The organism is Streptococcus sp. HMSC062D07 (assembly GCF_001814215.1).
Classification (GTDB): domain Bacteria; phylum Bacillota; class Bacilli; order Lactobacillales; family Streptococcaceae; genus Streptococcus; species Streptococcus infantis_I.
Window position 1 is genome coordinate 1 of the sequence record NZ_KV815333.1, and the last position, 12260, is coordinate 12260.

Consider the following 12260-nt stretch of genomic DNA (forward strand, 5'->3'; position numbering starts at 1 on the left):
AGCTTTTTCAACTCTTTCTATTATACCTACTTTTTCTGCCTTGTCAAGAAGTTGAGATAAATTTTTCTTATTTTTTGTTTTTTACAAAGAAAAAAGCCCACTGTTGTAGGCTTTCTGTAAGATATTTCTTAAAATTAAAGCATCTTGTTGTAGAATTCAACGATAAGTGCTTCGTTGATTTCTGGGTTGATTTCATCACGTTCTGGCAAACGAGTCAATGAACCTTCCAATTTTTCAGCATCGAATGATACAAATGCTGGACGTCCAAGAGTAGCTTTAACCGCTTCAAGGATTGCTGGAACTTTCAATGATTTTTCGCGAACTGAGATTACTTGACCTGGAGTTACGCGGTATGATGGAATATCAACACGTTTTCCGTCAACAAGGATGTGACCGTGGTTTACGAATTGACGAGCTTGACGACGAGTAGTCGCAAGACCAAGACGGTAAACTACGTTATCCAAACGACGTTCCAAAAGAAGCATGAAGTTGAAACCTAGGATTCCGCCCTTGATTTTTGTAGCTTGTACGAACAAGTTACGGAATTGTTTTTCACCCACTCCGTAAGTGAAACGAAGTTTTTGTTTTTCAGCCAATTGCAAACCGTATTCTGACAATTTAGAACGGTTGTTTGGTCCGTGTTGTCCTGGTACGTAGTTACGACGTGCCAATTCTTTACCTGTACCTGTAAGTGAAAGGCCAAGGCGACGAGCTTGTTTCCAAGATGGTCCTGTATAACGTGACATGTGTATGTCCTCCTAATATAAATATAATTTCGGCGGAAATAGTCACTTAGAAAGCCCTGATTCGTGCAGATGCCCTTCGCCTAAACAGCCAAGGTTACTTGTTATAAGACACCTGTTGACGAGCTTCATGCTTTCCTGCTGCTATTTCACACAAAGGCTATTGTACCATGAAATACTACATTTGTAAAGAGAATTTTTTTAGTTTTATTTCAAATTAAGATGAAATGTAAACGTACTTCCTAATCCATGCTGGCTTTCTGCTGTTATTTCACCACCAAGTTGATGGGCTAGTTCTCGTGCAATCGCAAGTCCTAATCCATGACCACCTGTCTTCATATTACGCGACGTCTCTACACGATAAAGTCGGTTAAAAATTTTTTCCAAATCTTCAGGAAGAATACCTTGACCCTCGTCTTTCACACTGATTATCAGCTCTTCTTCTGTTAATTGAGCAAGAACTTCAATCCTAGTTCCAGGTTCTGAATATTTAAATGCATTGTTTAACAAATTGACTAGAATACGAGAGAGTTTGTTGTAATGACTCTTGATTTTCGCAGACTCAGGCTTTACTTGAATGTAGACATCTCGTTCCTCTTGTTCAATCTGAAGTTGAAATTCACTCATCGACTCAATCAACAGCTGATCTAAAAACACATCTTCGACTTCTTCGTCAGCTATATCTTGAGGCTGATTGTTAAGAGTCAAAACATCCAACTCCTCTACTAGCTTGTTTAGACGCTCGGTTTGGCGACCAATCGTCGCTAAGTAGTGGAGCCGTTCCTCTTCCTTGATTACTCCATCTAGAATTCCCTCCACAGTAACCTGAATGGAGGTAATGGGAGTTTTAATATCGTGAGAGAGCTGCGCAATCATCATTCTCTTTTCTTGCTCACTCTCATCAAGTGATTGAAAGGTATCTTGTAAATTGTGGGACATGTCATTAAAAGCCTGGCCTAACTCTTGAAATTCTATCGGCCCTTTGGTTTCAATTTCTGTACTAAAATTCTTGCTAGCTATATCTTGGGCTTGTTTTTTCAAATGTTTCAGAGAAGAGAACACAGGCGATAAAAGAAAGATGCTCACTGCAGCGCCAATGAAACTAGCAATCAAGGTCATTCCAACCAGAAAGTAAACTTCACTTTTCTCAATCAACATTCGTTGGACTGCCCAGAAAACGACCAAAATCGTTAGTAGAGTCGAAACTAGATACCCCACTAAAATATAGCTTTTTAATTTCATTTTTTACCTCTCGGTCTTTCCATCTTATAGCCCAATCCCCAAACAGTTTTGATAGCAGGAGTGTTTAAATTCGTATACTTACTCAACTCTTGTCTCAAAGCATGAATATGAACATTGAGTGTATTGGTATCATCCACATAGTCCTCCTGCCATACCTTCTCGTAAAGTTCAGTCTTTGAAAAGACTCTCTCAGGATTGCTAGCTAATATCCATAGAAGTTCAAAAGATTTCACTGTCAATTCCAAAGGCTGTTCCCCAATGCGAACCTCATGAGTCACATGGTTGATTACTAAGTCACCGAACTCAATCTGCTCGGTCTCTCCGCCACGACTAAGGCGGCGCAAGATATTATTCACTCTCAAAACCAATTCCCGTGGGCTAAACGGTTTAGCTATAAAATCATCCGCCCCCAAACTTAATCCATAAATCTTATCCTGTTCGCTTGTCTTAGCAGTTGTAAAGAGAAAGGGTTGATCAGGAGCAATATACTGAACTTCGCTGATGAAATCATAACCGTCCATATTAGGCATCATGATATCTGTGATAATGAGATCGATAGATTTTTTTCTAAAAAGTTCTAATCCTTCCTTACCGTCATGGGCAACTAAAACATCGTAACCTGCCTGTAAAAGATAGCGATTTTGAATATCTAGAATATCTATCTCATCATCAACCAACAAAATTGTCTTTTTCATCTGACACTCCTTTGACAAAAACAGTGTTATACTTGCTTTAGTATAACACTATTTTCCCTAATGTTTAAGTGATTTGAATCTTAATCTTCCCGTTTGGTTGTCAAACCCAAAAATCCAACAAGACCTGCCAAGGCTAGACCAAAGATACCAAGGCCAGCTGTAGCTGTTTTAGCTTCCCCAGTATTTGGTAACATCGCTTTATCATCTTTTTTCATCATATTAGCCATTGGGCTAGAAGCTGGTTGATCTACTTTCATATCTGACATATGGTGATTTGTACCCATCATACCCTCAGTCATACCTGTAGAGCCTGTTTCAGAAGGCTTCGTATTCATCTGACCTTGTTGAGATGGTATTGTCGCCATTTCTTTTCCACGAAGTCGAATCGTTACTTGACGAGTAGCAATCAGATTGGTCAAATCAGGTTTGCCATCTTTAGAGCCATAGACTTTAACAGTAGCTAGGTATGTATGTGTTCCGTTAGCTCGAAGTTGCTCCAGCAAGGCCTGACCATCTTTGCCAACCGTATTGCCATTCAAATCCACTTCGTAGAAATATTGACCTTTAGCCAAGCCTTCAAGTGGCAATAGAGCAGGATTTTTAGCTGTTCCATTGTCTGACCATGGAGCCTTATCTGAGGCTTTCAAGATAAGGCGGGTCAACATTCCATCTCCACCAAAAGCTTCGTATGGAATGACTTGGTTGACACCAGCCAAGAATGGTCCAGGAACATTAGCCTTGCCAAGGTAGCTAGCCGGAACATCAATCATGTCTTTGACATTGTTAAGAACAGACTCTTTAATCTGAGTTGGAGTGGTTGAAGTGTTCACATTAACAGTCAAATCTTTAGTCGCTACTAGGTTAGTCAAATCGGCCTTGCCATCTTTTGCACCGTACACCTTGATAGTAGCTTTATAGCTTTGAGTACCATTTTGTTTCAAGAGGTCTAGAAGCTCTTTGTCAGATTTACCTTGAGTACCTGCCAAATCTACTTCATAGAAGTAAAGGCCTTTGCCCAATTTCTCTACTGGTGGGAGGGCAGGATTTTTTGCTGAACCATTGTCTGACCATGGAGCTTTGTCAGAAGCTTTCAAGATAAGGCGAGTCAACATACCGTCACCAGCGAAGAATTCGTAAGGAATGACTTGGTTGACACCAGCTGTGAATGGCCCTGGGAAGTTGGCTTTGTCCAAGTATGTAGCTGGGACATCTACTGTGTCTTTGGTGTTGTCAGCCACACCTTTTTGGACTTCAGCTGGAGTGGTCGCTGGTTGCGCTTCACTGGCTTCGCGATCTTGTCCAGAAAGTGTAGACGCAGGACTTTCCACAGGTTTAACTGCATCTTCTGTTGGTTTCTTAGAGTCAGGTTGTGCTTGCACTTCTTCTTTTGGTGCTACCACCGGCTCTTTAGCAGTTGCGTCCGCTTTTTCTGAAGAGCTTGTCGTATCCAAACTTGCTTTAGGTGTTGGAACAGACTGTTCTGAAGAAAGATCTACATCTACTGCTTTATTTAGAACCTCTGATGATCGATCGCCCTTTTCACTCACTGAGGCGTCGTTTGACACGACTTGGGCAGGAGTCGGATTGACGACATCAGCACGTGCAGAACTTGGTTGACCGACTAGGACAAAGAAGCCACTAGCCACAACAACTGAAGCAACACCTACACTGAGGCGGCGAATAGACCAACGAGTATATCTCTGATTTGGATTGAATTTCATAGGATTCTCCTTAGAGTTTTCTTTTTTTGATAGCTCTAGTATAATCTCCTAAAATTAAAAAGGATTAAGAAAAAGTTAAAATTTTTCTTAAATCCCTCTTATAAAATACTTATATTGACTCAATAGTCACTAGAAAAAAGAATAGTCATTTCTCTTTTAATCATTGAGGCGTGCTAGATAATCCAAATATTGGTTGTTAATCACCGCCATGATATAGGTATCAGGTTTTAATAAGTCATTTGGACCAAACTGAACGTCTAGAGGAGCATTTTCGTAGTCACGAAAACCAAGAATATTGAGATTATAGCGTCCTCTAAGATTTAATTGGCTAAGACTCTGACCTACCCACGATGCAGGAACCTTCATTTCTACTATTGAGACATTCTTATCTAGCTGAAAGACGTCTACGCTATTATGAAAGAGAATCGTTTGTGCTAATGAACGACCCATTTCATACTCTGGTGAAATAACAGAGTCTGCACCAATTTTTTCAAGGACTTTTTTTGCTGTATGGCTTTTAACCTTAGCAATAACAGTTGGAACACCTAGACTCTTGCAATGCATGACTGCAAGGACGCTAGATTCCAAATTCTCGCCCGTTGCTACCACAACCGTATCACAGGTATCAATCCCAGCTGATAACAAGAGTTCTTCATCCGTAATGTCTCCAACAACACCGCGAACTAAAACAGGTTCAAATTGATTAATAAGTTCCTCATGGTCGTCAATGGCGATAATATTTATATCATGCTGAGCGAGAGCGGTAAGTACACTACTCCCAAAAATACCCAAACCTAAAATTCCAATTGTCCGATCTGACATAGTTTATCCTTTCTTATCCTATGGTAATATCTGCTTTCATATAGTGGATCATATCTTTCTTATCTGGTTGATACTCAGCCAAACTAACTAATAGCGTCAGTGGCCCAATTCGTCCTATAAACATCAGTAGCATGATAATGCTAAGAGCTAATCTGCCTAACTCTGGTGTCAAATTTGCAGTCACTCCGACCGTGGCAAGCGCTGAAATTGTCTCAAACATGATGTAGATAAAGCGCGGATTCCCTTCTGCGGTTACCCCTAACAGGATCAAGCCCAGCAAGAAAGTTAGCAAGAAGATAATAAAGACACTGAATGATTTTTGGACTGTCCGAGGTAAAATTGTTCTCCGAGCTACATTGGCATGGGGTAATCCTAAAAGTTCACTGCGTGCAAATACTAATAATACAAAGAAGGTTGTGATTTTAAGCCCCCCAGCTGTTCCACCAGGCGCCCCACCGAGAAACATTTGTAAGATATAAATCATCAAAGTAACAGGCCGAGCCTGGGTGTAATCAATTGAAGCAAAACCTGCCGTTCTCATGCTAACTGTTTGGAAAAAACTGACTAGCAATTTATCAGGGATGCTGAGATTGCCAATCGTTCCCGGATTGTTCCACTCTATCAAGAGAGTTGAAACTGTTCCAGTAAATAAAATTCCAGCCGTCAAGAAGAGAACCAACTTGGTATGGAAGCGAAGCCGACGTTTTTTCTTGCTCAACTGTGTAGCCAGGTCAAACCAAACCATAAATCCTAAACCACCTGTGATGATCAAAGCAGCAAGCACTAGATTAATCAAAGGATCAGTTTGAAAAGCTACTAAACTTGTACTTCCAAAATTATCAAAACCAGCATTACAGAAAGCTGAAATAGCTACGAAGATAGAGGTAAAAATCCCTCGCCCCCAACCAAATTCCGGAACAAAACGAAAACTTAACAGGAAGGCTCCTAGTCCTTCAACGATAAAAGTCGTCAAGAAAATCGAACGTATGAAAACCATTAAAGACTGAGTTTCTCCATAACTAAAGCTCTCCAGAATTGTTTCACGACTACGAAGACTTAGCTTTTGCTTACTTTGAATATAAAAGACCCCTATAAAGGTCATGAGACCCAAACCACCAATCTGGATCAAAAACATACAGATTAACTGACCCCAGATGTTATATGTTGCAGCTACTGGTTGAGTAAAGAGTCCTGTCACACAGACCATGGATACTGCTGTAAAGAGATGGTCGAAATAGGTAGCTTGGGAGCTTGTTGCTTGCACAAATGGCAGACTCAAAAGGAGAGAGCCTGCGAAAATAACCAAAGCAAAACTTAAAAAAATTCGACGAGCCGGTGATAAACGCCCCAAGGTCGTGTTTGTTTTTTCCGAAAATGATTTGAATAACATAGCTACATTGTACCATAAAACAGTTAAAGCAGTCACATATGACTAACAATTTCAAGACAGAGTTCTAAGGCCTTGTCAAAAGCTTCTGCGCCCCAATCGCGGCTATCATAATTTTCTAAATCAGCTAAAGAATCTGCGGTAAAGAGCAACTCTCCCCAGACAACCCCACGTAGCTGGGCAACTGCAGCTAAAGCTGCACATTCCATCTCCACAACTGCACAGCCTTCCTCTTTGCGATAGGCAACTTTTTCAGCTGTTTCTCGGTAAAAACCATCTGTCGACCAGGTCATGACTTCTTCATAAGGAATACCTCTTTGTTCCAAGACTTGCTCAATAGCAGAGATAGCCTCAGTCTGCATCTCCATATAACGAGAAGGCGCTGCATAGTGGTAGCTCGTCCCCTCATCTCGCAGAGCGCAAACAGGGACGAGAAAGGCATTTTCCTCAATATCGGCTAGGACTCCACAAGTACCGGTAGAGATGATTTTCTCTACACCGTAGCCAATCAACCAATCCATAAACTGAGCTGCAGGAGCAGAACCAACAGGAGCCTGGGCTAGACAAACTTTTTCGCCTTTGTAGTTCATGACATAAACTGGATAGGTTTTAGTGGCAGAAACAAACTCCCCTACGCACTTTGCTCCTACTTCCTGAGCATAACGGTCAATCTCTTCTTCTAAAAATGCATAGATGCACTTCTTTGGCAACTGTAAATCTAAGCCTTCATGATTCGGCATAATGACTGCTTGAGGATTATCATCAAACTCTAAAATAGGAATAGAATGTTTTTGAATCATAGAGTACCTCCTCTAAATTTGTACCATTATAACAAAAGCTAAACGAAAGTCAAGATGAGAGAAAAACTTATCTCAAATAGGAAACAACAATTAAATGCTTTTTTCGTCATAATAAAATTGCTATAGCTTAGGAATTAGTTTATAATAGATTGAATTTAAAAAAGGGAGACATCTTATGAAATTCTATTCATATGACTATGTTCTCAGTCAGATTAGTCAACAGAATTGGACCATGATTATTGTGTCGACATTCTTAGTGATTGTGACTGGATTCTTTGCATTTAAGGCTTTCAAAGATAAAAGAGGGAGTAAGTTCCGTGAATTATCGCTCATTTCTATTTTGACGTTAATTGCTTTTGTATTGATTAGCATTACGAATTTTCAAAACAGCCAATCCAATGATAATCAATTTCGTAGTTCCTTACACTTCATCGAGATTGTATCAAAAGAGTTAGGTGTTGATAAAAAAGATATTTATGTCAATACTTCAGCTACTACTGATGGAGCTATTATTAAGGTTGGCGACAATTTTTATCGTGCCATTAGCGGGACTGACCAAGATAGCTATTTGTTAGAAAAGATGGAACTCTATAAATCAGACGTTGAACTCGTGGAGGTTGAAAAATGATAAGCTTTTTTGCTACGATTGCAATTAAATTGGCCTTGGGGCTACTTTCTCTTGTTTTTGTTATTAACGTAACAGGTAAAGGAAATTTAGCACCAAGTTCTGCAGTAGATCAAATCCAGAACTTTGTTCTCGGGGGTATTATCGGTGGGGTTATCTACAATAGCTCGATTACCATCATCCAATACGTAACAATCTTAATCATCTGGACTATTCTCATCCTGCTCCTTAAATGGTTGAATACCAATATTTCCTTTTTCAAACACTTAATTGACGGGAAACCAACTATTATCATCAAAAATGGTAAGTTAGATCCTGAAGCCTGTCGCTCAAAAGGTCTTGCGGCTGCAGATGTAGCTCTTAAATTGCGCTCTCAAGGAATCTTCCAACTGAAAGATGTCAAGAGAGCTGTGATCGAGCAAAACGGACAACTAATTGTCGTAAGAATGGGTGACGAAAATCCTAAGTACCCAGTCATCACAGACGGTGTTGTCCAAGTTGAAATCCTAGAAACCATTGGCAAAACTGAAGAGTGGTTAATGGATGAGTTAAAACAAGAAGGTTTTGAAGAAGTCTCTAATATCTTTATTGCTGAATATGATAAAGGTCAATTGAATGTTGTAACCTATTAAAAAAATAAACTGATGCTTTTCGTATCAGTTTTTTGCTTTTTAGCATAAAAGGGTATATACTTAAATTAGTATCTGATGTAATTTAGATAATACAAAAATTAACGGAGGTATCCCCCATGTCAATCGAAGAAAAATTCAACCAAGCTAAAGGTTCTGTTAAAGAAGGTTTTGGTAAACTAACTGGCGATACAAAAACTCAAGCAGAAGGAGCTGCAGAAAAGGTAGCTTCAAAAGCTAAAGAAGTTGCTGAAGATGCAAAAGAAGCTGTCGAAGGTGCAGTATCTGGCGTAAAAAACATCTTTAAAAAAGACGGAGAATAATTCTTTTTCGTCCTAATAACATAAGAAAATCTCCCTTCTCTTTCGAGAAAGGAGATTTTTTTATGGTCGTCCACCAGGACCTCCATTTCCTTGAGGGCCACCTCCACCAGGCATCGAATTGACAATCTCAGTTTGTTTTTCACCATTGAGATAGATGTCTCCACCTGTGTAGGTCGCTGTTCCATCAAAGTCAAAACCAGTTTGACCAGTCATTTTGATGGTTCCGCCATTGACTGTGATATTACCGTTTGAGTCAATTGGATCTGTATCCCCTTGACCAACTTCAACCGTCAAGTTCCCACCATTCATAGTAAAGAAGATTTCACTTTGTTGGGCATTTTTGTTGGCCGCATTGACACCATCATCTGTTGAATAGATGGTGATGTCTCCACCGTTGATAGTGATTGACTTACCTTCAAGCCCTTCTGTAGAATTCTTAACGGTATAGGTACCACTATCAATAACCAAATCACCTGATGCGTGGATACCATCGTCCCCTGCAGTAACAGTGATGGTATTATCAGAGAGATACATGGTTCCTACAGATGTGTCCTCATCATTGTCGACCTTAACTCCGTCTTCCTTGGCATCGATAGTCATGGTTGTGCCAGTAATATTGAGTTCATCATTGACATTAAAAGCGTCTCCGACTGCTGTTATATTGTAGGTTCCACCTGTGATGTGAAGTGTATCGTTGGCCTTAATACCATTGTTTTTCTTACCATCTACATTGAGAGTTCCTTTACCGTTGATGGTCAAGTCCACTTTAGAGAAGAGGGCCGCGTCAGCTTTTTCATCACTATTAGAAGCAGAATCTGACAGGCTATTGGTTGTACCATCTGCTAGAGTTAGGTAAACATGACCAGCCGATGTTGCAGAAATAGGTGCATTGGCATTGGTCATGGTAGCGCCGTTTAGTACGATATGTACATCATCAGAATTTCCAGCTTCGATCTTAATTTGAACTCCATCAGATTGACCAGAGATCACATAGATACCTGACTTAGAGATTGTAACGGTAGATCCTGATACGGCAACTCCGTCACCTGATACCTTCGCCGTTGATCCTGACAAAGTTACAGTTGCTGCTGTCTTTTCATCATAGGAAGTATTATAGTCCTTGTCTGTGAAATAGTTAGTTTTCTTAGCATCTGTAGTTGATGTCGTTTTCGTTGTCGCAGTATTGCTAGCTGTTGTATTTGAAGTTGACTGGGTACAAGCTGTCACTAGTGCTAGAGTTGCTATACTCGTTAATAAGAATGTCCATTTTTTTGCTTTCATGCTCGTTTCCTCGACTTTCATTTTACATGCTCTTAGTCTACGTGACTTTCCTAAAATAAGCCTAAACTTTTTCTGAAAGTTTTCTTAACCCCATCCGAACTTCATTAACAATCATTGCTTATGGTACAAAAAAGAACAGCATTTCGCTGTTCTTTTAATTTTCTTTGACTGGAATTTCTTTGATAACTCGTGCTGGGTTGCCTGCCAGAACTACATTATCCCCAAAAGATTTAGTAATGACAGCTCCTGCTCCTGCAACAACGTTATCACCTAGTGTAACACCTGGAAGGACTATAACTCCACCACCTGCCCAGAAGTTCTTGCCAATTGTAATTGGTTTCCCAAATTCTAAACCTGAATTCCGTTCATCTGGATTCAGTGGATGAAGGGGTGTTAAAAATTGGCAGTTAGGACCAATCATAGCATTGTCGCCAATGGTAATAGGACAAACATCCAACATGGTCAAATTCCAATTGGAATAAAAATTTTCTCCCAAGTGGATATTAACTCCATAATCCACCATCAAACGAGTATTGATATAGAGATTTTCACCAGTAGAACCAAACCATCCTTTGATGATTCCCATCCCTTTCACTGGGTCCACTTCCTCATTAAAAGTTGCCTGTTTTTGACGTGCTGTTTGTGCCAGAGCACGAAGTTCTGGATCAAAGGGATGGTAGGGTTCCCCTGCAATCATTTTTTGGTATTCTGTTTTCATGTGATTACTTTCTTGTCTATTTTAGATGATTGTAGCATAGTTCCAACCTTAAAACAAGTTAGAATCAAACTTTACGTTTATAAAGATAAAAAAACTAGTACATCATTAAATGTACTAGTTTTTAAGTAGAAAGTTAACTATTTCCCTTCTTTAAAAGTCAGATTAGTCTTCTTTCTTTTTACGCGCGATAAGTCCAAATCCACTCAAGACACCTACTAAACCAAGAGCAGCAAGGCTAGCATGATCTTCAGTACCAGTATTTGGCAATTGAGGAGCATCTTCCTTAGTTTCTACTGTATGAGCTACTGGAGCTGGTGTAGTTGGTTTAACTGGCACTGATGCTGGTTTTGGAGTTGGTGCTGGAGTTGGCGCTGGCGCTGGAGTTGGCGCTGGTGCTGGCGTTGGCGCTGGCGCTGGTGATGGCGTTGGCGCTGGTGCTGGCGCTGGCGCTGGAGTTGGTGATGGCGTTGGCGTTGGTGTCACTTTCTTCTTGTAAATGTGTTGGACATTACCATCTTTATCGACAACTGTCTTCACAAACTCGTAACCTGGAATATCTTTCTTAGGTTGTTCTCCATCCTCGGTTGGATATCCTGGAATTGGGTTTCCGTTTTCGTCAACATGAGTTGTTGTGATCTTTTCGTAGACATGTTCTGTATCGCCGTTTGGCAATTTCTTAGTCTCTACGAAGCGGTATCCTGGAATATCTTTCTTAGGTTGTTCTCCATCCTCGGTTGGATATCCTGGAATTTCATTTCCGTCTTTATCCTTGTGACTAGTCTTCACTTTTTCGTAGACATGTTCTGTGTCACCGTTTGGAAGTTTCTTAGTCTCTACGAAGCGGTAACCTGGGATATCTTTCTTAGGTTGTTCACCGTCTTCTGTTGGGTTACCTGGAATTGGTTTACCATCTTTGTCTACAAACGTAGTAACTGGGGTTACAGTTGGGGTGTATGTTGCAGAAGCTTTTGTTCCGTTCATATCTTCACGCACAACTGTCACTGATGGAGCAGTTCCAGTAAATTCTGGTTCTGGTTTAAAGGTTACTGTTCCATCTGGAGCTACTGTGTATGTACCGACTCCTTCAACAGTCTTAGTTGTTGAACCATCTTCAAATGTAGCTGGAACATCATCATTCATAGGCACACGGCTATCGCCTTCCTTGAATGTTGGTTTGCCAGATTGTTCTTTACCTTTTGGTCCAATAGATGTAACAGGTTCTGCTGTTGGTGTTACTGGAGTTACAGTTGGTGTGTACTTAGCTGTAACTGGTG

At 40.3% G+C, this 12260-nt stretch carries 13 protein-coding genes; 3 read left to right on the forward strand and 10 right to left on the reverse strand.

The genetic code is table 11. The features are described from left to right. Positions 1-134: 134 nt before the first annotated feature. The 7 genes from rpsD to HMPREF2957_RS06500 form a co-directional block, all read right to left on the reverse strand. Complete coding sequence (rpsD, locus tag HMPREF2957_RS06470; RefSeq protein ID WP_070678245.1) at positions 135-746, reverse strand: 30S ribosomal protein S4; 612 nt, start codon at positions 744-746, stop codon at positions 135-137. 204 nt (positions 747-950) lie between these two features. Continuing rightward, the gene (locus HMPREF2957_RS06475; RefSeq protein WP_070678247.1) at positions 951-1985 is read right to left on the reverse strand and encodes a sensor histidine kinase; all 1035 of its coding nucleotides are present in this window, start codon (positions 1983-1985) and stop codon (positions 951-953) included. Next, positions 1982-2680: a response regulator transcription factor gene (locus HMPREF2957_RS06480; protein ID WP_061428507.1), complete on the reverse strand. Its 699-nt coding sequence runs from the start codon at positions 2678-2680 to the stop codon at positions 1982-1984. Before HMPREF2957_RS06480 ends, HMPREF2957_RS06475 begins: the two co-directional genes overlap by 4 nt. An 80-nt stretch (positions 2681-2760) precedes the next feature. Continuing rightward, a complete protein-coding gene (locus HMPREF2957_RS06485; RefSeq protein WP_070678249.1) occupies positions 2761-4401 on the reverse strand; it encodes an SSURE domain-containing protein in 1641 nt (546 codons plus the stop codon). Between the two features lie 156 nt (positions 4402-4557). Continuing rightward, a complete protein-coding gene (locus HMPREF2957_RS06490) occupies positions 4558-5223 on the reverse strand; it encodes a potassium channel family protein (RefSeq protein ID WP_070678252.1) in 666 nt (221 codons plus the stop codon). Between the two features lie 13 nt (positions 5224-5236). Further along, positions 5237-6613: a TrkH family potassium uptake protein gene (locus tag HMPREF2957_RS06495; protein ID WP_070678294.1), complete on the reverse strand. Its 1377-nt coding sequence runs from the start codon at positions 6611-6613 to the stop codon at positions 5237-5239. 32 nt (positions 6614-6645) lie between these two features. After that, the gene (locus tag HMPREF2957_RS06500; RefSeq protein WP_070678256.1) at positions 6646-7410 is read right to left on the reverse strand and encodes a nucleoside phosphorylase; all 765 of its coding nucleotides are present in this window, start codon (positions 7408-7410) and stop codon (positions 6646-6648) included. 175 nt (positions 7411-7585) lie between these two features. Here HMPREF2957_RS06500 and HMPREF2957_RS06505 point away from each other — a divergent pair, with 175 nt between their 5' ends. The 3 genes from HMPREF2957_RS06505 to HMPREF2957_RS06515 all read left to right on the forward strand — a co-directional run bounded on the left by HMPREF2957_RS06505 (position 7586) and on the right by HMPREF2957_RS06515 (position 8987). Beyond that, complete coding sequence (locus HMPREF2957_RS06505) at positions 7586-8038, forward strand: DUF3290 family protein (RefSeq protein WP_060956251.1); 453 nt, start codon at positions 7586-7588, stop codon at positions 8036-8038. After that, positions 8035-8667 carry a DUF421 domain-containing protein gene (locus HMPREF2957_RS06510; RefSeq protein ID WP_070678259.1) on the forward strand — a complete coding sequence of 211 codons (633 nt, stop codon included), beginning with the start codon at positions 8035-8037 and terminating at the stop codon, positions 8665-8667. Before HMPREF2957_RS06505 ends, HMPREF2957_RS06510 begins: the two co-directional genes overlap by 4 nt. Before the next feature lie 116 nt (positions 8668-8783). Further along, positions 8784-8987: a CsbD family protein gene (locus HMPREF2957_RS06515; RefSeq protein WP_000020982.1), complete on the forward strand. Its 204-nt coding sequence runs from the start codon at positions 8784-8786 to the stop codon at positions 8985-8987. Between the two features lie 60 nt (positions 8988-9047). Here HMPREF2957_RS06515 and HMPREF2957_RS06520 read toward each other — a convergent pair whose 3' ends face one another. The 3 genes from HMPREF2957_RS06520 to HMPREF2957_RS06530 all read right to left on the reverse strand — a co-directional run. Further along, entirely contained in the window at positions 9048-10268 is a 1221-nt protein-coding gene (locus tag HMPREF2957_RS06520) for a carbohydrate-binding domain-containing protein (RefSeq protein WP_070678262.1), read from the reverse strand. Between the two features lie 154 nt (positions 10269-10422). After that, positions 10423-10986, reverse strand: a complete 564-nt coding sequence (locus HMPREF2957_RS06525; protein WP_006153993.1) for a sugar O-acetyltransferase — start codon at positions 10984-10986, stop codon at positions 10423-10425. A 162-nt stretch (positions 10987-11148) separates the two neighbouring features. Next, a partial coding sequence (locus tag HMPREF2957_RS06530) for an LPXTG cell wall anchor domain-containing protein (RefSeq protein WP_148131992.1) occupies positions 11149-12260 on the reverse strand: 1112 nt, incomplete at its 5' end.

What these genes read in the sequence shown, in the direction of transcription:
- HMPREF2957_RS06525 (WP_006153993.1), bottom strand. Translation starts at nt 10,986, where the DNA reads ATGAAAACAGAATACCAAAAAATGATTGCAGGGGAACCCTACCATCCC.
- HMPREF2957_RS06495 (WP_070678294.1), bottom strand. Translation starts at nt 6,613, where the DNA reads ATGTTATTCAAATCATTTTCGGAAAAAACAAACACGACCTTGGGGCGT.
- HMPREF2957_RS06480 (WP_061428507.1), bottom strand. Translation starts at nt 2,680, where the DNA reads ATGAAAAAGACAATTTTGTTGGTTGATGATGAGATAGATATTCTAGAT.
- HMPREF2957_RS06520 (WP_070678262.1), bottom strand. Translation starts at nt 10,268, where the DNA reads ATGAAAGCAAAAAAATGGACATTCTTATTAACGAGTATAGCAACTCTA.
- HMPREF2957_RS06515 (WP_000020982.1), top strand. Translation starts at nt 8,784, where the DNA reads ATGTCAATCGAAGAAAAATTCAACCAAGCTAAAGGTTCTGTTAAAGAA.
- HMPREF2957_RS06500 (WP_070678256.1), bottom strand. Translation starts at nt 7,410, where the DNA reads ATGATTCAAAAACATTCTATTCCTATTTTAGAGTTTGATGATAATCCT.
- HMPREF2957_RS06475 (WP_070678247.1), bottom strand. Translation starts at nt 1,985, where the DNA reads ATGAAATTAAAAAGCTATATTTTAGTGGGGTATCTAGTTTCGACTCTA.
- HMPREF2957_RS06485 (WP_070678249.1), bottom strand. Translation starts at nt 4,401, where the DNA reads ATGAAATTCAATCCAAATCAGAGATATACTCGTTGGTCTATTCGCCGC.
- rpsD (WP_070678245.1), bottom strand. Translation starts at nt 746, where the DNA reads ATGTCACGTTATACAGGACCATCTTGGAAACAAGCTCGTCGCCTTGGC.
- HMPREF2957_RS06490 (WP_070678252.1), bottom strand. Translation starts at nt 5,223, where the DNA reads ATGTCAGATCGGACAATTGGAATTTTAGGTTTGGGTATTTTTGGGAGT.
- HMPREF2957_RS06505 (WP_060956251.1), top strand. Translation starts at nt 7,586, where the DNA reads ATGAAATTCTATTCATATGACTATGTTCTCAGTCAGATTAGTCAACAG.
- HMPREF2957_RS06510 (WP_070678259.1), top strand. Translation starts at nt 8,035, where the DNA reads ATGATAAGCTTTTTTGCTACGATTGCAATTAAATTGGCCTTGGGGCTA.